At 41.7% G+C, this 21,976-nt stretch carries 15 protein-coding genes, 1 tRNA gene and 1 other RNA gene; 15 read left to right on the top strand and 2 right to left on the bottom strand.

Features of this window, described 5'->3' with window-relative positions; all coding sequences use genetic code 11:
* Positions 1-515 precede the first annotated feature (515 nt).
* The 14 genes from N3A72_03675 to N3A72_03610 all read left to right on the top strand — a co-directional run bounded on the left by N3A72_03675 (position 516) and on the right by N3A72_03610 (position 19,889).
* Complete coding sequence (locus N3A72_03675) at positions 516-3,680, top strand: PAS domain S-box protein (GenBank protein ID MCX7918708.1); 3,165 nt, start codon at positions 516-518, stop codon at positions 3,678-3,680.
* An 11-nt stretch (positions 3,681-3,691) separates the two neighbouring features.
* A complete protein-coding gene (locus tag N3A72_03670) occupies positions 3,692-4,054 on the top strand; it encodes a response regulator (protein ID MCX7918707.1) in 363 nt (120 codons plus the stop codon).
* Positions 4,055-4,210: 156 nt separating this feature from the next.
* On the top strand, positions 4,211-5,755 hold the full coding sequence (locus N3A72_03665) for a response regulator (GenBank protein MCX7918706.1): 1,545 nt from the start codon (positions 4,211-4,213) through the stop codon (positions 5,753-5,755).
* Between the two features lie 457 nt (positions 5,756-6,212).
* Entirely contained in the window at positions 6,213-6,683 is a 471-nt protein-coding gene (locus N3A72_03660; GenBank protein MCX7918705.1) for a MarR family transcriptional regulator, read from the top strand.
* 14 nt (positions 6,684-6,697) lie between these two features.
* The gene (locus tag N3A72_03655) at positions 6,698-8,035 is read left to right on the top strand and encodes a TolC family protein (GenBank protein MCX7918704.1); all 1,338 of its coding nucleotides are present in this window, start codon (positions 6,698-6,700) and stop codon (positions 8,033-8,035) included.
* A 100-nt stretch (positions 8,036-8,135) separates the two neighbouring features.
* Positions 8,136-9,368 (top strand): efflux RND transporter periplasmic adaptor subunit, encoded by a 1,233-nt coding sequence (locus tag N3A72_03650; GenBank protein ID MCX7918703.1) that lies wholly within the window; start codon positions 8,136-8,138, stop codon positions 9,366-9,368.
* Positions 9,369-9,452: 84 nt separating this feature from the next.
* The gene (locus tag N3A72_03645; protein ID MCX7918702.1) at positions 9,453-12,515 is read left to right on the top strand and encodes an efflux RND transporter permease subunit; all 3,063 of its coding nucleotides are present in this window, start codon (positions 9,453-9,455) and stop codon (positions 12,513-12,515) included.
* Between the two features lie 135 nt (positions 12,516-12,650).
* A non-coding RNA gene (gene ssrS, locus N3A72_03640) (6S RNA) lies at positions 12,651-12,833 on the top strand.
* 97 nt (positions 12,834-12,930) lie between these two features.
* A complete protein-coding gene (locus N3A72_03635) occupies positions 12,931-14,730 on the top strand; it encodes an ABC transporter ATP-binding protein/permease (GenBank protein MCX7918701.1) in 1,800 nt (599 codons plus the stop codon).
* Positions 14,730-15,833: a glycosyltransferase family 4 protein gene (locus tag N3A72_03630; protein MCX7918700.1), complete on the top strand. Its 1,104-nt coding sequence runs from the start codon at positions 14,730-14,732 to the stop codon at positions 15,831-15,833. The genes N3A72_03635 and N3A72_03630 overlap by 1 nt, the downstream gene beginning before the upstream one ends.
* 119 nt (positions 15,834-15,952) lie before the next feature.
* Entirely contained in the window at positions 15,953-16,738 is a 786-nt protein-coding gene (locus N3A72_03625; GenBank protein MCX7918699.1) for a glycosyltransferase family 2 protein, read from the top strand.
* A complete protein-coding gene (locus N3A72_03620) occupies positions 16,738-17,691 on the top strand; it encodes a glycosyltransferase family 2 protein (protein ID MCX7918698.1) in 954 nt (317 codons plus the stop codon). Before N3A72_03625 ends, N3A72_03620 begins: the two co-directional genes overlap by 1 nt.
* A gap of 33 nt (positions 17,692-17,724) precedes the next feature.
* Positions 17,725-18,936, top strand: a complete 1,212-nt coding sequence (locus tag N3A72_03615; GenBank protein ID MCX7918697.1) for an O-antigen ligase family protein — start codon at positions 17,725-17,727, stop codon at positions 18,934-18,936.
* A 2-nt stretch (positions 18,937-18,938) separates the two neighbouring features.
* Positions 18,939-19,889 carry a hypothetical protein gene (locus tag N3A72_03610; GenBank protein MCX7918696.1) on the top strand — a complete coding sequence of 317 codons (951 nt, stop codon included), beginning with the start codon at positions 18,939-18,941 and terminating at the stop codon, positions 19,887-19,889.
* A 67-nt stretch (positions 19,890-19,956) separates the two neighbouring features.
* Here the strand turns inward: N3A72_03610 and N3A72_03605 are convergent, their stop codons facing one another.
* Positions 19,957-20,484 (bottom strand): hypothetical protein, encoded by a 528-nt coding sequence (locus N3A72_03605; protein MCX7918695.1) that lies wholly within the window; start codon positions 20,482-20,484, stop codon positions 19,957-19,959.
* Positions 20,485-20,648: 164 nt separating this feature from the next.
* Here N3A72_03605 and N3A72_03600 point away from each other — a divergent pair.
* Positions 20,649-20,724 (top strand) — tRNA-Glu (locus tag N3A72_03600).
* A gap of 175 nt (positions 20,725-20,899) precedes the next feature.
* Here N3A72_03600 and N3A72_03595 read toward each other — a convergent pair.
* A complete protein-coding gene (locus N3A72_03595; protein ID MCX7918694.1) occupies positions 20,900-21,778 on the bottom strand; it encodes a hypothetical protein in 879 nt (292 codons plus the stop codon).
* Positions 21,779-21,976: the final 198 nt, after the last annotated feature.

Genomic DNA, 21,976 nt, shown 5'->3' with positions numbered 1-21,976 from the left:
AAGTCCTGCTCAACAAAATTAATAATGAGGCTACCGCTTTTTTAAATTTTGAGCATTTATTATAGAGGAAACAGCCAGATATTGTCAAATCTTTTATCAAGGAAAAGATTAGCTTGCCTCAAAACATTACTAGTATAACCCAGCGAAAGATTATCGTTGACCCCAAAAATTATGGTTATAGGAAGACCCAATGCGATAACTATTGTTTAGTTGCAAGGAAAATCAGTAAACGCTATAATGGTTTCAAATTCCGGCTTACCAAAATGCGGAATGCCTAGTCGTAACAAGCGCCGAAGTTTATATAACCCGCTCCGGCTGAAAGGTGGTCGTTCATTGTGAATGATACTATTTCATTAAACCAATCCACCATGCAGTCAGCCATTATCCTACCAATAGGATTCAAGCGCCGAATCCTGATTCCAATAAAAACAATTCTTAACTGCTCAATAAGGTTATTCAGCAATCCAATCGGTTTAGACTTCAACAACTTCCCTGGAAAAACTCATCAAATATGTTTGACTTTGCTGCTGTTAACTTTATTGGCCAGTGTCGGAATAGGTGTCCCACGAACCGTTCGAGTTGGAGTTTACCAGAATGAACCGAAAATTTTTATGGATAACAACGGCCAACCAGCGGGGATATTTATCGACCTGCTGAAAAAAATCGCTGAACAAGAACGTTGGAACCTAGTGTATGTGCCGGGTGAATGGAGCGGTTGTCTCCAAGCGCTTGAACTCGGACAAATTGACCTGATGCCGGATGTCGCTTATTCTGAAGAACGAAGTACTAAATATGATTTCCATAAGACACCGGTTCTGGAAAGTTGGTCGAGAATATATGCATCTTCAGATAACCCGATAAATACAATCGCTGATTTGAATAACAAGCGGATTGCTGTGTTGAAAGGATCTATTCAGCAGAAGGTTTTCCAGCAGTTAATGGATGGATTCGGATATAAGGTTACCATAATTCCTACCGAAACGTTTCATCAAGCGTTTGCTATAGCAGCAAATCGTTCCGCTGACGCCGCTATTTCCAACCATTTATTCGGGGATTACTTCTATCAGAAATATGGATTGTTCAAAACAACGATAGAATTTAATCCAGTTAAGTTGTATTTCGTTACAGCTAAAGGGCGTAACCCCGACTTGCTAAAAGCGATTGACCGTTATCTCAATAAATGGATTCCGGAGCGTGGTTCTCCGTATTACACTACACTCGGTAAATGGTCTGAAAAACCGCCACCGTACCGTGTGCCGAAATATGTTTACTGGATAATTATCGGGATTGTAGGATTACTGTTGGCTACTGGTGGAATAGCTTGCCTACTATGGCGGCAAGTAAGAGCAAGAACGGAACGTCTCGAGCAAGCGAACGCAAAACTTCAAGAAAGCGAACAAAAATACCGAGAGTTAGTTCAGAATGCAAACAGTATCATTCTCCGCTGGAATCGGGAGGGGAAGATAACGTTTATAAACGAGTTTGGGCAACAGTTTTTCGGATATCGGGAAGAGGAACTTATCGGAAAGCATGTTATCGGAACCATTGTTCCTGATACTGAAAGTTCCGGTCGAGACCTGCATCGGCTGATGGAAGAAATATGTTCGAATCCGAAGGCGTATGAACATAATATTAATGAAAATATGCGGCGAGACGGTACTCGCGTCTGGATATCCTGGACGAACCGAGCCATCGTTGATGAACAGGGGAAACTTGTTGAAATATTTAGTATTGGCGCGGATATCACCGAGCAGAAACGGTTTCAAGAAGCATTGCAACAAAGTGAGCAGAACTATCGAGAAGTATTCAATGCGACCAGTGAAGCAATTTTAATTCGCAATATAGATACGTTAACGATTGTTGCGGTTAATCAAACTGCGTTAAAAATGTATGGGTATTCCGAAGATGAATTTAAACAATTAACCATTAACGATATTAGCTTAGGTAAATCGCCGTATTCCCAGCAGGAAGCGATGGGTTGGATTAAAAAAGCAGTTGAAGGAACCCCGCAAATTTTTGAGTGGATAGCCAAGAAGAAAACCGGTGAATTATTCTGGGTTGAAATAACGTTACAGCGGTCTCGGTTCAGCGGGCAAAATTGTATCCTTGCGGTAGTGCGAGATATTAGTAAACGCAAACAAACGGAAGCGACGCTCCAGAGTGTATTTCAAGCGGCACCGGTAGGTATCTGCGTGATGAAAGACCGGCGGTTTCAAAACGTTAACGACCAATGGATTAAAAGTTTCGGGTATTCAGAAGAGGAGCTTTTGGGAAACACCACACGAATTCTCTACGAAAATGATGAGGAATATCAGCGGGTTGGCCAAGAGTTATATGAACCGCTTAAAGAGCAAGGGGTAGCGACAACAACGACACGGCTTCGTCGGAAAGACGGGGTATTTCGCGAGGTTATTTTAACCGCAGCAGCACTGCAACCGCATGACCTATCCGCAGGGGTTGTGGTTACCATACACGATATCACCGATGAGAATCTTGCAAAAAAGGCACTTATAGATAGTGAACAGCGGTATCGTAATCTAATCGAAAAATTCAACGATATTGTATTTATCACCGACCTAACTGGGAAAATGCTATATGCGAATCCGGCGTTAGAACGGTTGACCGGATTTACCGTTCAGGATTTTGCTACGCCGCAAAATGACACGTTTTTTAATCATTATGTAGATTCAGAAAGTATCAATAAGTTCATTCAAGATTTTATCAAGAGTAAAGAGCCGAATTCGGAAACCGTTGAAAGTATATTTAGTGATAAATATGATAAAGTTCATTGGCATTCGTTTGTAATTACGAAAACCGAATATCAAGGGCAACCTGCGTTGCAATTTGTAATTCATGATATTACTGAACGCAAACAAGCAGAAGAAGAGATTCATCAATTACTGGTTCAAGTTCAGCAAACTGCGGTAGAATTAGAGAAACGGGTTGCAGAACGAACCGCAGAGTTATCGGCTGCTAAAGAACGAGCTGAAGCTGCTGACCGGATTAAATCCGCATTTCTCGCAACCATGTCGCACGAATTGCGGACTCCGTTAAATTCAATTATTGGGTTTACCGGAATCTTGCTCCAAGGGCTAGCTGGACCATTAAATGATGAACAAACCAAACAGTTAGGCATGATACAGAGTAGTGCGAGCCATCTCCTTGCATTAATTAATGATATTCTAGATATATCAAAAATCGAAGCTGGTGAACTAGAGGTATATTTGAAACCATTCAATTTCCGAAAGTCAATAGAAAAAGTGATTATGTCAGTTCGCCCGATGGCTGAAAAAAAGGGATTACGGTTACTTACCAACATTTCACCTGAAATAGACGAATTGGTTAGCGACCAACGTCGGATTGAACAAATCTTATTGAACCTATTGAGTAACGCAATCAAGTTTACCGAGACTGGAACCGTGACAGTAGAAAGCGAAATAGTCAATAATCAGGTGGTGACCCGTGTTATTGATACCGGAATCGGGATTGCAGAAGAGGATTTGGAGAAATTATTCAAACCATTCAGTCAGATTGATACTGGGACAAGTCGTGCACATGAAGGCACCGGATTAGGATTAGCTATCTGTAAAAGACTCATTGAAAAATTAAATGGTACGATTACTGTGCAAAGTAAATTTGGTATAGGAAGCACTTTCACGGTAACTTTTCCTCTTACATAAAGGAGAGCGCGATGGCAAAAAAAATCCTTGTTATCGAAGACAATGAACAAAACATCTATCTTATGACATTTTTGTTAGAAAAAAACGGGTTTGAAGTGATTCAAGCGCGAACCGGAAAAGAAGGCATTCAACTCGCACGAGAAGTTCAGCCGGACGCAATTCTGCTCGATATCCAGCTACCGGAACTTGACGGATATGCGGTGGCAAAGGAATTACGGAGCAATCATATGCTCAAGCAGGTGCCGATTATTGCGGTTACTTCGTATGCCATGGCAGGGGATAAAGAACGGATTCTTGCTGCTGGCGCTACCGGATATATCGAGAAACCTATAAACCCGAACACTTTTATTCAGCAGTTACAGGAATATTTATAACCATTACCTATCGGGGATAGGGGCTAGTCAGTTTCTGAAAGTGAATAGCCCTGAGCTTAAGTTCAACAGAAACAGTGCATAACCAATCCAAGGGTTTTGAACTTGGAAGCCTTTGAATATGCAAGGGTTGATAGATAATAATGGGAGGGTTTACCTATGAATAAACTTAAAATTTTAGTGGTTGATGATAAAGCGGATAATCGGTATTTGCTGGAAAAACTGCTGCAAGGTAATGGATACGAAACGGTATCAGCATCGAACGGAGCTGAAGCACTTGACCTAGCGTTGAAAATTCCGCCAGATTTGGTGATTAGTGATATTTTAATGCCGGTTATGGACGGATTTATGCTCTGTCGAGAATGGAAGAAGAACGAGCGATTGAATAAAATCCCGTTTATCTTCTATACCGCAACCTATACTGACCCGAAAGATGAAGAGTTTGCGATGAGTTTAGGTGCAGCGCGATTCATTGTCAAGCCGGAAGAACCAACGCGATTCCTAGAAATTATACAAGAAACCATAGAAGAATTTAGAACTGGAACTATAGAACCAAGTGAACCGATTAAAATAGACGATTCGGAGTTTACTAAGGGACATCGCGAAGCATTATTTAGGAAACTAGAAGATAAAATCATTCAGGCACGAACCGCTGAAGTTAGGGCAAAACAGTATGCTGGAGAACTTGAGAAGAATATCGCAGAATTAAAGCGGACAGAGAAGTTACTCCAGCAAGCAAATCTCGTTGTTGAAAATAGTCCGGTAGTACTCTTCCGCTGGCGAGCAGTTGAAGGCTGGCCAGTAGTCTATGTTTCTCAGAACGTGATCCAATTTGGATACACACCAGAAGAGTTATTATCAGGAGCTATACCCTATGCTTCGATTATCTATCCAGAAGACTTGGAGAGAGTTGCAGCTGAAGTCCAGCAATATTCGGCTACTGGAGTTAGTAGTTTTCAGCAGGAATACCGGATTATTACCAAAGATGGCGACATCCGCTGGATTGATGACCGTACTACAATCGAACGAGATTCAACAGGGAAAATTACGCATTATCAAGGAATTATTATTGATATCACTGAGCGGAAAAAATCGGAACAGAAAGTAATTGATGCCTACGCAAATCTGCAACGGATACTTGAAGAGACAGTTGGCGCATTATCTTCTGCTTTGGAATCTCGCGACCCGTATACCGCTGGACATGAACGACGCGATGCGCAACTCGCCTGCGCCATCGCGCAAGAGCTAAAGTTATCTGAACAGCAAATCGAAGGGATTCGGATTGCATCGTTACTGCATGATATTGGGAAAATGGCAGTTCCGGCAGAAATTCTGGCGAAACCAACGAAATTAACTGAACTCGAATTTAGTTTGATTAAGATTCATCCTGAAGTCGGCTATAATATCCTGAAAGATATTGAATTCCCTTGGCCAATCGCACAGATTGTATATCAGCATCACGAACGGTTGGACGGTTCCGGATACCCCCGTGGGTTGAAGGGAGACGAGATTATGTTTGAAGCGAGGATTCTTGCAGTAGCGGATGTGGTGGAAGCTATGGCATCGCATCGTCCGTATCGCCCTGCACTTGGTATCGAAAAAGCTTTGGAAGAGATTATCTCACATTGCGGTAAGCTATATGACCCGAAAGTTGCGGAGATTTGCCGATATATTTTCCTTGATAAAGGGTTTAAATTCGAATAGGATTACCTGCTGATTTGCGTGAAAAACCGAGCAGAATATTAAATGTTATTATAGCTTTATTCGGAAAATGCTCCAATTAAAATAACTTGTGGAAAGGAATCAAAGCATTCGCTTACTGCCTTAATCCCACCCCAGTATCAGTCATTTTTCGGTCAATCCTTATTTATCATTTCAATATAATAATATCATTTCGTTTGTAGAATATTGAATATATTGGAGTTAATTAAAAACGGTAAACAAACTAACATTTTAACCTTTGCTTATAGACAAAGAAAGATGAACAATTATGGAGTTGAACCCGAATTGAACCGCTCAATTCGGGTTCAACTCCACTATTTAATCTATGCTAAACGTAAAAAATAACTTGACAACATTATTTAACCTATTATATAATTAATTACATAAAATATTTTATTAATTAAATATTTTGCTTGTTAATGAAAGTAAGTGTTTGATTATGGAGCTGATTGAAAAAGATAACCAATTAAATCAGCAGATTGAACGATTTGAGCAATTAATGACGGAATTAATACACTATCTCCATGCAGCGAATCCGCCGAATTTTATTGATTCCGATTTGACTGAAGGACAATGTATTGCTGGGTCTATTCTCTTTCAGTATGGCGCATGTAATATGAACGAAATTGCGAGTCGATTAGGTGTCTCTATGAGTGCTGCGACCGGAATCATTGACCGTATGGTGAAACATGGCTACGCTGAACGACAACGAGATGAGTCTGACCGGCGGCTAGTTCGTGTTCAGTTAACCGAAAAGGGAAAACAAATAATATCAGAATTTAATCAGCATAAAATGAAAGGACTTCGGCAGGTACTTAGTGTATTGAGTGAAGAAGACCGAATAGCGTTTCTAGGATATATCCAGAAAATCGTTGATGCGTTGCAACAGCAGAAGAAGCAGAAGAATTAAATCATTTATCATTTATGGCAAATAGAATCATACTATCAATCCCTAAAGCTATGCAATTTAAAATAGGAATAATAGTTATCATTGTGCTTTGTGCAATAAATGCAATTGCACAACCGCAGGTTGATATTCCAGCTTCACTAACACTCGACCAAGCGGTTGAACTGGCGTTAGCCCGGAATCAGGATATTGTTTCCGCTCAAAAAGAAGTTGAAAAAGCAAAAGCGACTGTGCGCGAAGCGCGATCTGCGGCATTGCCGCAGCTGAATCTCCAAGCGGATGCGCTCCATCTCGTTGATGCTGATAAAGTATATAGCGGCGAAGAAATGAGCAGTGAACAATATAGTATTTCAGCAACGTTAAATCAAGCAGTAAGTACCTTTGGTCGGGTATCAAATGCGCTCCGTGGCGCTAAACTTTATGTTCAGCTAGCGGAATCAAAATTAGCGGTAACGAAACAAGCGGTAACTTTCCAGATTACGAAAGCATTCTATGACGTCTTACTCGCGAAACAATTAGTTGCGGTTAATCAGGAAGCGCTGGAAATCGCGCAATCGCATTTTCGTAGCGCCCAGCTTCGCTATGAACAAGGGGTGGGTAGTGAATTTGAAATGTTACGCGCGCAGGTTCGAGTTGCCAATTTAGAACCGGGGTTAATTGCAGCGAACAATAACTTGGTGTTGGCGAAACAAAATTTTAATACGCTGCTGAATATCCCTCCAGAACAGCCGATTGAACTTATCGGAGAGCTTGTTTATACCGATTATCTGCCGAACAGCGAAACCGCTTGGGAAGTAGCACAACGAAACCGACCGGATTTATTGATTCTCAAACAGATGCAACAGATTGCAGAGGTGCAATTGAATTATTATAAAGCGGGGTATCGGCCAAATCTCTATTTGGTTGGGAATGTTACCGACCAGCAAGTTAAATACGGTTACTATCCGAATGATTGGATTACGAGTTGGTATGCCGGATTAAGTTTCCAGCTCCCGCTATTTGACGGGTTTAAAACTGCCGCTCAGATTCAGGGAGCAAAAGCTGAACTGGAGAAAGCCCGCACCGCATTGACGAAAGGGCTTTTATCAGCTCAGGTTGAAGTAAAGCAAACCTGTTTAAGGATTCAAGAAGCGCGCGCGATTGTGGTTTCAGCAGAAGAAGCGGTAAAGTTAGCTGACCGAGCATTAACTATGGCGAAAATCAGTTTCGAAAACGGTCGAGCGTCAACGCTCGATGTCGCTGATGCACAGTTAGCATTGACTACGGCAAAAACGAATTTCGCACAAGCAGTGCACGGATATCAGGTAGCGCTAGCGAAACTGAAACTAGATATTGGTCTAGATAAATTACCGTAATAAAATTCTTCACCACCACGGCACGAAGACACAAAGCAAAGTTTAGCCATCAACTTCGTGACCGAATGTCTTGGTGGTGAATTATTCTAGAGGAAAATTTATGAGAACGATTAAACTCGGGGTTATTCTCTTACTATCATTTTTCATATTCATTTTTATTGGTTGTTCAAAGCAGAAAGCTGAAATGAAAGATCCGAATGCGGATGCAGTGCATGTAGAAGTTGCAGAAGCGATACAGCAGGATTTCCAGCGTGTATATCGTGCTAGCGGTGAGATTGAACCGATACAATCTGCTGCGGTAAGCCCAGATATTTCTGGGAAACTGGTGAAATTACTAGTGCAGGAAGGGAGTTATGTTCGAAAAGGGCAGGTGCTTGCGCAATTAGATGATATCCCGCTCACTGCACAATATGAACAAGCGAAAGCGGCGTTGAAACTAGCGGAAGCGAATCTTGAAAAGGCGCGAACCGGGGTTCGGCCACAGGAATTAGAAATTGCTAAACAGGCAGTTCAGCAAGCGAAAGTGACACTGAATATGTCAACCACTGACTTAGCGCGAACTGAGAATCTCTATAAAGCCGGAGTTGCCACGAAACAAGAACTTGATGCTGCAAATGTTCGAGTTAAAGTTGCAATGGCACAATATCAAACTGCATTAGAAAACCTTAAATTAGCGGAAGAAGGTGCGCGAAAAGAAGATAAACTCGCTGCGGAAGCAGGATATGAACAGGCGAAAGCTGCAGTTGAACTGGTTAAAGACCAGTTAGACAAAACTCGGATTAGAAGTCCATTTGACGGTATTATCACCAAAAAATACCATGATATCGGAGAAGTGGTTATGCCGAGCGTACCGGTATTCCGAGTAGAAACGGTAAATCCGATGAAAGCAGTTATACGCATTCCCCAGGAAGATGTTGGCCAGATTAAACTCGGACAAATGGCTTCAATCACGTTACCAACGTATGAAATAGTAACCGGTAAAGTTTCGTTAATTTCCCCAGCAGTAGAAGCGGGAAACCGGTCAGTTAAAATCGAAATCAGCGTTGATAATCCAAACCGAAACATTAAATCAGGAATGTTTATCCGTGCAGAGATTCTTATTGACACATTCAAGGGTGCGATAATTATTCCGAAATCTGCAGTTCAGAAAACTCCGGATGGGAAAAATCTTTTTATCTATACCGTGCAAAATAACTTGGCGAAACGGACGCCGATAACCGTTAAACTTATCCAAGATGAAACCGTCGTTGTTGACCAAGGCATCACTGCTGGAGTTAAGGTGGTTATTCGAGGCGCCGACCGATTAACCGATAATACCAAGGTGAAACTATAAAACGAATGACTTGAATAATAGCGAATTAGCCGAATAAACAATGTATTTGCGGGATTCGTTATTATTCGTTCTCTTCGTAAATCTATGAAATTAGCTGAAGTATCAATCAATCGTCCAGTGTTTACCACGATGGTCATTCTTGCACTCATCGTGTTTGGGCTGGTTTCGTTGCAATTGTTAGGCATAGACTTATTTCCGAACGTTGATTTTCCGATGGTTACCGTCACCACCATCTTGCCCGGTGCAGATCCGGAAACTATGGAAACCCGAGTAACAGATGTTATTGAAGAAGCGGTGAATACCTTAAGCGGAATCAAGACACTACGCTCGAGTAGTTCGGAAGGGGTAAGTATGGTGTTTATTGAATTTGAACTGGAAAAAAATGTTGATGTAGTAGCGCAAGATGTTCGGGATAAGGTGGCGAGTATTCGGTCAGAGTTGCCGAAAGATGTTGAAGCGCCGATAGTTGATAAACTGGATTTACAATCATCACCAATTATCGGATTAACCCTGTCTGGGGATAAGTCGGTTAAAGAGTTAACCCGATTTGCAGATAAAGTAGTTAAGGAACGGTTACAACAGATTATCGGGGTTGGTGGCGTGAAAATTGTTGGGGGTCGCGATCGGCAGATTCGGGTTTGGTTGAATGCGAATAAAATGGAAGCGTACCAGTTATCCGCGCCGGAAGTAGTAATGGCGTTAGGGTCGGAAAACGTTGATATCCCTGGGGGACGAATTGAATCGGAAGTGAGAGAGTTGGTGGTTAAAACGAAAGGGGAGTTCGAAAGTCCAACCGCATTTAACGATTTGGTTCTTACCTATCGAAACGGCTTTCCAATAAAATTAAAAGATATTGCGACCATTGAAGATGGGGAAGAAGACGAACGCAGTTTATCGCTCCTGAATGGCCAACGAGCGGTAGCGCTTTTGATTCGACGTCAATCAGGAACCAATATGGTTCAAGTAGCACATCGGGTTAAAGCGGAAATTAAGAAAATTCAAGAGTCGCTCCCTCCTGGCATGCATATGGAAATCGCACAGGATATGTCAACCTATACTGAAGAATCAGTTCGCGATATCCGGTTCCATATTATATTCGGCGGGTTACTTGCAATAGCCATTGTCTTCGTTTTCTTACGGAATATCCGAACAACATTAATTTCAGCCGTTGCTATTCCGACATCAATCATTGCCACCTTCTCGTTTATTAAAGCGATGGGGTTTACCTTAAACATGATGACTTTGCTCGGGTTATCGCTTTCGGTTGGTATGCTAATTGATGATGCGATTGTCGTGCTTGAAAATATTTATCGGCATCGGGAAGAAGGAATGGAGCAGAAAGAAGCTGCACGGTTCGGAACCGCAGAAATCGGACTTGCGGTTATGGCAACGACCTTTTCAATTGTCGCAGTATTCGTTCCGGTAGCGTTTATGCGCGGGATTGTCGGTCGGTTTTTTTATGAATTCGGATTAACGGTAACGTTTGCGGTACTCGTCTCACTTTTCGTTTCGTTTACCTTGACGCCGATGTTAAGCTCACGATACCTGAAAATGGTAACACAACATAATAAAGCATTTATCATTCTCGAGAATTTTTTCAATGCACTGGATACAAACTATCGGAAACTGTTAACGTATGCATTATCGCACCGGCGATTGGTAATTGTTTCTGCAATAATTATTTTCATCGGTAGTCTTGGTTTAACCCTGTTCATTGGGAAAGAATTTGAACCGCCGTATGATCGCGGTGAATTTAATATTGTCGTGAGAACTCCACTCGGCTCCTCACTTGCCGAAACCGCAAGAATTGTTCAAACGATAGAACAGCAGGTAAAACAATATCCGGAAGTAAAATATTTATTCACGACAATCGGCGGCGGGGAACAGGAACGCGTTGACCAAGGGACGATTTTCGTTAAACTCATTGACCGAGACAAACGCAAACGGAGCCAACAGGAGTTGATGCAATTAGTGCGAGAGCAATTTAAGATTCAGAACAGTGTCAAGATATCGGTTGAAGAAGCGGAACGTATTGGCGCTGGATTCCGGGCAGCAATGGTTCAGTTTAATATTCGCGGGCCGAACCTGCAAGAACTGCAGCTAATCTCAAATCGGATTATTGCGGAGTTGAAAGACACCCCTGGATTCGTTGATGTTGATTCAAGTTTTGAAAGCGGAAAGCCGGAACTCCGCATTTATATCGACCGGGAGAAAGCAGCAGATTTAGGGGTATCCGTTGGAGCGATAGCTTCAACAATCCAGACACTTATCGGCGGACAAAAAGCAACCGATTATAAAGAAGCCGGCGACCGCTATGAAGTGCGGGTTCGACTGGAAGCAGTTGATCGGCAGAAAGCGAGTGATATAAATCGGCTGATTGTGAAAAATAAAGATGGGAAAACGATTCAACTCGTGAATGTTGTTAAAATAGAAGAAGGGACAGGGCCGGTTGAAATCCAGCGGCAGAACCGGCAGCGGCAGATAACGGTGTTGAGTAACTTGGTTCCTGGGAAACCGCTCGGAACTGCAGTCCAAGAAGTGAAAGCTATTGCGGATAAAATTGGCATTCCGCCGGGATATACGACCGACTTCACTGGCATGGCAGAAATTATGGCAGAGTCGTTCACGAATATCGGATTTGCATTAGTTCTTGCGATTATTGTCGTGTATATGATACTGGCGTCACAATTTGAAAGTTTTATTCATCCATTTACGATTATGCTTTCTTTGCCACTATCTATTGTTGGCGCGTTAGGTGCGTTACTATTGACCGGAAAAACGTTAAATATTTTTAGCTTAATCGGGATAATTATGCTGATGGGATTAGTTACCAAAAACGCTATTCTATTGGTAGATTATACGAACACGTTACGGAAACGCGGGATGGAACGAAACGAAGCGTTACTAAAAGCTGGTCCAGTTAGATTGCGACCGATTCTGATGACGACTGCAGCGATGATTTTCGGAATGCTCCCGATTGCGCTGGGGTTAGGGTCGGGCGGCGAGATTCGTTCTCCGATGGCGGTCTGTGTCATCGGCGGGTTGATTACGTCAACGATGTTAACCTTGATTGTCGTCCCAGTTGTCTATACCATTTTAGATGATTTAGGTCGAAGGAAAAAGAACATACCATCAGAAACCTCCTAATGCAGGTTGTTAACTCTACCCAGATTCCTGAGTTTCGTAATCCTAGTTTTTGCAATAGACGTTCTTCTTGTCTTATATGCGGAGTTCACTATTGACAGGTTTGCAGTCGAGTGCTACACTATTTGGTAAAGCTTAGGTTTCCTGCTATGTTCGTGTAGAATTACAATTTTTGATCCAACACCGTTTAATAGGGGAACTGATTGCGTTACGCGGGATGCAAGTTCTGCGGTGACAGAAAAGCGCGAAGCGTAAGCGGAGGTGCCCACTTTGATTAAATGGTTCAAAACGTGGTTCTCACGGCATTACAGCGGGAAACCTCTTTTAATTTATAAAGTCGATGCAAACGGATAGTAACGGATGCCGACGGATAGTGTAATCAGTGTAAATCCGCAGAAATCTGTTTGAATCGTTTTTTATGGTACAACGTGTTCTCCATTACGCCTGGCGATATCGCGGTCGGATTATCATTGCATTGATTAGCACCGCCGCAATCTCGGTTCTAAATGCGTTATCGATCGGAACGCTCCAACCATTTCTCGACCTATTATTTCCCGAATCCGGCACAACAACGTTATCTCTTCCAAAACCAATAGTGCATATTTTCGGCGACTGGTTACAGCAGGTTAGCCGATATCTGATTACCCACCGCTGGCAAGCGTTTTTTATAATTAGCGGCTGGCTATTAATCATTACTGCTTTGAAAGGGATATTTTCTTATCTTCAAGAGTATTTCAGTGAATATGTTAGCGCAAGAACGATGTTTGATATTCGAACGGATTTATATGAACATCTCCAGGGATTGTCGTTACGGTACTTCAGCAAATCATCTACCGGCGAGATGATGTCAAAACTAACCTATGACGTAGATTTACTGGGGAATATCGTTACCGCAGTTTTTGGGATTGCAATTCGCGAGATTGTCGTTATCCTAGGGTTGTTAGTTCTTCTCTTCATCCTCCACTGGCAACTCGCGCTGATTTCGTTAATCCTATTTCCTATTGGGTATTATCCGGTAGTTCAATTTGGGCGACGTATGCGGAAACGGAGTTCGGTATTGCAACAAACTCGTGCTGAAGTCAATGTGGTTCTGCAAGAGACAATTTCTGGAGTCCGTGTCGTAAAAGCATTTGGTATGGAACAATACGAATCGGAACGGTTTGCGCAGAAAGCGAAAAAGCTATTTCAGCAGACGATGAAAGTGAATCGAATAACGGCGTTAGCCTCACCAGTGATGGAGTTTCTCGGTGCTGTTGGGGTCGTTATTACATTCTGGTTTGGCGCATATTTTGTTTTTAAAGGACAGCTGACTGTAGGAACATTTGCTGCATTTTTAGTTGCGCTCGGCTCGTTCTATCAACCTATCCGCAAGCTTACCGAAGCGAATAATATGCTGCAGCGGGGATTAGCTGGAGCCCAGCGGGTATGTGAAATCCTTGATACTCCATCGGATATAAAAGAGCATCCGGAAGCGAAACCATTATTACGCATGCACGATTGCATTGAATTCAAAAATGTATCGTTTGCGTATGATAAGGAGCCAATCCTACACAATATCAATTTAACCGTTAAAAAGAACCAAATTGTTGCTATCGTTGGCGCGAGCGGAGTCGGCAAAACCACGCTGGTTAATCTTCTTCCCCGATTTTATGACATCACTGATGGAGCTATCGAAATAGACGGTCAGGATATCCGGCTTGTAACCATCAAATCGTTACGTGACCAGTTCGGAATTGTTACGCAGGAAACGATTCTGTTTGACGATACAGTGTTTAACAATATCGCTTATGGACAGAAAGAGTTTGATAGAAATAAGGTGATTGCTGCGGCGAAACTTGCGCATGCGGATGAATTTATCCAGCGCTTACCGCAAGGATATGAGACAAGAATCGGAGAACGCGGGTTCACGTTATCCGGCGGAGAACGGCAACGGATCGCATTAGCGCGTGCGATTCTCAAAGACCCGGCTATCCTGATTTTAGATGAAGCGACTTCAGCGCTGGACACCGAATCCGAACGGTTAATTCAAGAAGCGTTAGATGGTCTGATGCGAAATCGAACAACGTTTATCATTGCGCATCGTTTATCTACGGTTATGCGAGCGGATGTCATTATCGTACTTGATGAAGGGAAAATCGTTGAACAAGGAACGCATACCGAATTGCTACAAAAAAATGGGGTGTATGCGAATTTATATCGCTGTCAGTTTACCACATAATGAAATCGTTCACCATCTTACATACAGAATCAGCGACTGGATTCGGTGGTCAGCAGATTCGTATTCTTGATGAACTAACTGGGTTAAGCCAAAAAGGATATCGGATGCTGCTTGCAGCGCCGGAATCTAGCCGAATCTATGCTGAAGCGAAAAACCGCAGCATTGAAACGTTCCCGGTTCCTTTTACGAGAAAAACGATTGCTAGTTCCTTCTATAAAATTTTATCCATAATCAAGCGGCAAGAAATAAATATTATTAATACGCATAGTTCTCGCGATAGCTGGCCAGCGTCAGTAGCAGCGAAAATCTCTTCTCGAAAGCCGAAATTAATCCGAACCCGGCATATGTCGTATCCGATTAAAAACATTGGGTATAATCGTCTTCTCTATGCGCGATTGCCAGATAAAATTATTACTACCGGAGAAGCGATTCGCCAGCAAATGATTGAAACCAATTACATTCCGGCCGAGAAAATTGTTTCTATTCCCAGCGGGATAAATTTAGCTTTATTCGACAGAACAAAATATAATCGCATTGAACTTCGGCGGAAGCTCGGATTAAAAGCGGATGAACTTGGTATCGGCTGTATCGCTTTATTGATTGAATATAAAGGACATAAATATCTCATTGATGCTATCGAAAAGATTCGACCGAACTATCCCAATATCAAGGTTTTCATTGTCGGAGAAGGTCCGTTATCAGATACCCTAAAGCAAATGATTACGAAAAAAAAGCTTGCCGACCGGATTCAGTTACTCGGATTTCGTGAAGATATCCCTGAGGTTTTAGCCGCACTCGATATATCCGTTTTGCCTTCGATAGGAACAGAAGGCGTTCCGCAGGTGTTAGTTCAATCCGCAGCGATGGAACTACCGATTATTGCCACTAATGTCGGTGCAATATCTGAAATTGTCCAAGATGGAATCAATGGATATCTCATATCCCCCAGGGATAGTGAGGGAATTGCCGAAAAGATAATCGAATTAATCAGCCAACCGGATCGTCGGCAGAAAATGGGATTAGCTGGTCGTGCAATAGTTCGCGATAAATTTCAGCTTGAACAAATGCTTGCAAAGATTGAAACGGTATATCAGAGCATTTAATCAGGACGAATGGCGGAAGATATACTGGGGAGACTACGAACGAGATAATATCTCGTTCGTAGTTACTCCAGAACAAGTTTGTTTCCCAAACAGGGGATTTTCAAAGATAATAGTATTCTATGCGACCGGTATCGGTGTGTATTATTGCCTATAACGAAGCAGATAAAATCGCCCGATGTTTGCAGAGCGTATCTTGGGCAAACGAGATTATTGTCGTTGATTCGGGTAGTAGCGACAACACAATCGAAATCTGCAAGCAATATACTGATAAGATATACCATCGGGATTGGACTGGATATGTTGACCAGAAGAATTATGCGATGTCGCTAGCGAAATATGATTGGGTTTTATCGGTTGACGCTGATGAAGAAGTCTCGCCAGAACTTAGTCAAGAGATTCAGCGGCTATTCCAGTCCGAAGTGAACAATTTTGTGGGATATAACATTCCGCGCTTAACCTATTATTTAGGGAAATGGATTAAACATAGTGGGTGGTATCCGGATGAACAATTGCGGTTATTTCAAAAAAATAAAGCGAAATGGGTTGGCCGTGAACTCCATGAACGGATACAGGTTGACGGTAGCATCGGACGGTTGAATAATGTCATCTATCACTATACATATCGCGATATCTCAGAACATCTTGCGACGATCAATCACTTTGCGACACTTTGGGTAGAAGAACAGGTAACGTATGGTAAGGGGAAAAAACCGAGCGCAGGGAGATTGGTTCTCCATCCGGTTATAAAATTTATCGAATGCTATTTCTGGAAACGAGGATTTCTTGATGGAAAACACGGGTTAATTATAGCCGGATTCTCGGCATATTACATTTTTTTAAGAAATGTGAAGTTATTCGAACGGCACCTGGAACTTGGAGTAAAGGAAACACGGATGACCGAATAATGCGACCCACGATTTCTGTTATCATTGTCAATCGGAATACGCAACCGCTATTAGCTGAATGTTTAGCTGCGGTTGATACGACCATTCCGCCGATGACCTACGAAACGATTGTTGTTGATAACGGTTCAAGGGACGGAAGTGTTCCATTTTTAAAATCGAGAGAACCACAGGTTCGGTTGATTGAAAATAAACGGAATACAGGGTTCGCGCATGCGGTAAATCAAGCGATATCAGTAGCGACTGGGGTTTATCTGCTGATTCTCAATACGGACATTATTCTACCTGCTACTGCAGTAGCGTCAATGGTTACGTTTATGGAGCAAACTCCAGACGCTGGAATTATCGGCGGTCAACTGTTGAATACCGACGGTACCAACCAGCAGTCAATCGCGCCGTATCCTTCGTTAGCGACTGAGTTGCTCAATAAAAGTATATTACGCTTATTGTTCCCTAAGAAATACTACCATAAAAATTCGGTATATCAAGCTCCGGTAGCGGTTGAAACGTTGGTTGGCGCAGCGGTTTTAGTGAGAAAAACAAGCATCGAGCGGATTGGGTTGATGGATGAACGATTCTTTTTATATTTTGAAGAAACGGATTGGTGTCGTCGATTCAATCAAGCTGGGGAAAAAGTGTATTTTCTCCCTACGGTAAAAATTGAACATAAACAAGGACAAAGCACCCCGCCATCGCTTAAGATACGAGCGCAAATTGAATATTATATTTCGCGCTATAAATATTTTAATAAATACCATTCAACACCAACGCAAATACTGCTGTATTGGGGATTGATAACAAAACTGATCGTTGAAATTATCAGTAACTTTTTGGTTAGCTGTGTCACCTTGTTTTTAGTTAAATCGAGCCAAAATAAAATGAAAACGAGTTGGTCAATTTTACGTTGGCATTGGCAAGGGCGACCACAGAACGCTGGATTAAGCGAGCTAGAATAGAACCATAGTATCCATTACCGTATTCGATGAATTATGCTTGCACCAAAACTGCTATATTATAGTTTCCTTGGTGTATTTTTCTTTCTGCCGATAGCTACTGCGCCTGGCGTGATATTCGCGGTTCTAGCGATTTTAATCTGGCTAGGTTCCGGACTTTTCTGGAAGGAGAAATCACGATGGCTACATCAGCCGTGGTTCATACCTGCAGTGATTTTGATGCTTCTACCTTGGCTGGGCTTGCTTTATTCGGAAAATCTACCGTATGGACTAAAGATAGCGAAAAAAAGCTATTTATGGTTTACAGGATTCGCTCTCGCTTCGGTAACCTTTACGGAAAAAGAGAACCCAAAGAAATTAATCAGCGCTTTTCTCATTGGGTTGGCGTTCAATGCGAGCGTTTCGATTCTGCAAAATATGCCATTTTTTAAAGGATGGCTAGAATTATTACCACTCCATTTTGATTTTCCGGTTGGATTTCTCGATTTAACCGGACATATTACCCTTTCGCTATTTCTCGTTTTTGGGATACTTCTCCTGTCGTTTTATTTTCAACGAGTAACCACACGAACTTTTCAATCTATCATCATTGCCGGGATAGTGTTATATTTTATCGACCTAATCTTAGTTCAGGGAAGAACCGGATATCTCGCTTTTCTGTTTTTAAGCCCGATATTATTTTCCAATGTATTTGGAGAAAAGCGACGGAAACTCATTTTGTTCTGTATCCTTATTATCTTTATTCTGTTCGCCATAGCACCACCAGTTCAGAAACGAATCCAAGAAGTAGTGAACGAAGTTAAACAATTTCAAGCCGGAAATCCAGAGACATCTATTGGACATCGGCTTTATTTTTGGAAAGGAGCATGGAAAATATGCCTAACGCATCCGATTATTGGAGTCGGTACCGGTGATTATGGACTTGAAATGAAACGACTGCAAGCTGCAAACGTTTTACCACCAATAAGTATTGAGATAACCCATGCCCATAATACTTTTTTACATCTTGCGGTATCATTTGGCATATGGAGCGTGTTTGTTCTATGTTGGCTATTAGGGATATTACTGAAAACAGGATTGAAATATCGCCATACTGAAATCGGATTTATGGTTTTAATTTTTTCCTTAATTTATATCATCGGCAGTTTCACTGATACCCTGATATATCGGCATCAAACGCTGTATTTATTTGCGCTCATCGTCGGATTACAATCCGCATTAAATTATTCACCGAAACAGGAAACTTAACCATGAAAAAGAAAATTCTCATTTCGCTCGGAATCTTGCTACTTATCGTTCTCCTAATCATTTTCATTTGGTGGTATTCTCCGGTTACGAGAATAAATACCAACCAGTTTATCCCAGCTGAAAAATATATCGAACTACGTTGTATGACCGACGCAACCCATCCGCTACGCATGACCGGAATAAAAATCGTGATGGATAAAGTGGAACGACAATCACTCACCGGTCTAAAAAAATCCTTAGTCCGATTTGGAATTACTCAAGCGTTTCCAGAAGAAATCCGTGTTGTGTTTTGCAAAGATACAATGAATCACGAAAACAACCTACTGGTGATAGTTGATTTTGGTCGGGGAATAAAGTTGGTTCGGCTAATGAAGGATACCCTGATCCAGCGAATTCTAGCAAATCCTGCGGTGCAAGAGAAAACCGTTGGGCAATATTCAATTTACCATATTAATCCGAGCGGAAAAACAAAGTTCAAACCACAAGCGTGTATCTGGATTGACAGTGGATTGATTATTAGCACGGATGTGAATTTATTGACCGGATTGGTGAACGGTTATCGGTCAGAAGCGGGTATCATTCCAACCGGGAATCTCCCTGATGTGACTTTTTCAATTGATAATCAAAACAAAGAATTAAGTTTCTGGATTCAAGAACAAGAGAAAAAACTGGAATATTCGATTTTCCCGACTATAGATAGTATTGAACGAGTTGAAGGAACTTTAACCATGCAGGATATAGATAAAGGAACTGGTAAAATCGTTTTCTCTATGAATAAAATGGTTCCGCCGGAGAAACAAGCGGAAATCGAATCGGATATTGAATTTTTTAAAAATGTTCTTCGTCGGATTGTTAAAGCCCAAGATATAGATTTAACCGCAGCGGTTACGACACAGAATAATATCGTTCAGGTGGATTATCAGCTTACCGGATTAAGTCGGCTAAAGTTGTAATTAGTCCAGAAGCCGATTGAATCTAACGGGGGAGTTATATTTGATACAATAGTATAATCTCGATGGGTTAATTCTTCTTTTTAGTTGGTTTCGGCGTTCGTTTACCCTTTTTCTCTTCCGCTGCCTTTTTCTCCTTTTCCGCCTGCACCTCTTCATCGGTTGGTAGATACCGGCTAATCGTCGGGGTAAACTTTTTGGTATTCCCTGAAAAATCTACATCCATTAAATAGTAATAATAGGTTTTTCCTTTATAGACTTCTTTATCAACATAAACATAATCATGCGGTTCGCTGGTGGTTCCGTGTCCACGGATAATTGTCGGATTGATTTTTTCAAAAGGACCATCTTTCGATTCTGCTCGATATACATTGAATCCATAATTATCCTGTTCACTTTCTGTTCTCCAACGGAGTGTGATAACACCTTTTTTCGCTGAATCTTGTGCTACAGTAGTTGTTGTTTCGCTCACTGTAGTAGAAATGCTAACCGTGGTGGTAGTTGTAGAAATAGACGGAGGTAACGACGGAGATAACCCTTCACCCAAAACGAGAGCGGAACATATTAAGCTCATGAAAATAAGAAGAAAAAATCGCATAGTTGACCACTCGAATTTGGTAATAATAGAATAGAACCATCACCCTAATTATATATAAGTATACCGAACGAATGTTTCTCTGCGCAAGGGTTCTATCTTACCGCAATCATATGAATTATGCTATATTATTTATCATCATACATTTAGCAGTGAGATTATCGCTTGGCGCTATCGTCTAGAGGCCTAGGACGGGTGGTTCTCAGCCATCAAACCAGGGTTCGAATCCCTGTAGCGCTACCATTAGCATTAAAACAGCAATTCGAACATCAAAAATCCAAACAAAACCAAGGTGTTCACCGTGGCGGTCGCTAGGTTCGCTGAGATTATCTTTTAGGAATAACCCCAAAATTTTTTCTGCAGTCTCTGCGCGCTCTGCGGTTAGACGTGATTCGGATTTCGGTATCCGGAAAAGCTTCTAAGGCGCATATGCTTGGCGAAGCGGAATAATGCTTCGGTCGAACGGGCGATAATTTTCGATACTGCCGACACGCGCAAGTCGCATCCAGTCCCGCAGAACTTTCCCACCACTATCAGAGAAATATTCGGTTAGATATCCTACTCCGCTGGAATTCGATGAAAAATATTCAAACCCAATTATTTTTCCCTCCGGATTTCGCACCCAGCGGATAAAAATAACTGAATGACCGGTTCCATTATTTCGACTATAATCGCAGAAATCGCCAGGCTTCGCTTCTTCCCAATCAGTTATTTTTTTCCCGAGTCCATAAAACTGAATCGCTTTTTGCGGACTATCATCTACTCCTTCAATATACCATAGCTGGAGAAAATTAAATAAATCATAGAATGTCATATTATTGAAATTATCCGGGTCAATTCCTTTCTGCATATTGCGCAGTTTCATTGCCCGATAGAAAATCTCAAACGTTAACCCGCAACAATAACTGCAGCGGGAGCCGTTCGGATGTGCCCAAGCAACTTTTCGTCCGCGATAATAAAGGTCTTGCGTTACGCCAAGATATTTATCATATTCTAACGGTTTACAGCGATAAGGATATTCTCCGGTTCCAAGCGGATATGCATCAATAACCTTAAGCACATACGGATTCAAATCACCGTCAGCATCATCCAGCACCGGTGTTGCTCGGGCTAGAAATTTATCTACTGGCGAGAAATTTCTGCCATCAACTGGATACGGTCGAACTTCATCACTTAATGCCGGGTTTATCGGTTTTTTCGTTTCCGGTTTTTTTATTTTACCAAACGTTGCACAACCATTTAATACCATGGTAATAACCACCATTACCACTGGAAAAAAATAATATTTTGGTTTCATATAGTTCATCCTCCATTCAAATTATTGTCTATGAGTTAGGACAATTCAAAAAATTTATTTTGTAGTTCTTGATAATTTATACCTATCTTACCATACACTCGCATAAATACCAAACTATGACACCATACATCGGTGCATATTGCGTTTGATTCTTCCTTAGGTGGAATATTTTTTTGAACTTAAGAAAGAAAATTTTTA

The organism is bacterium (assembly GCA_026416715.1).
Taxonomy (GTDB): domain Bacteria; phylum UBP4; class UBA4092; order JAOAEQ01; family JAOAEQ01; genus JAOAEQ01.
The sequence above is the reverse complement of the archived record's forward strand: the minus strand, read 5'-3'. Positions and strand labels throughout refer to the sequence as shown.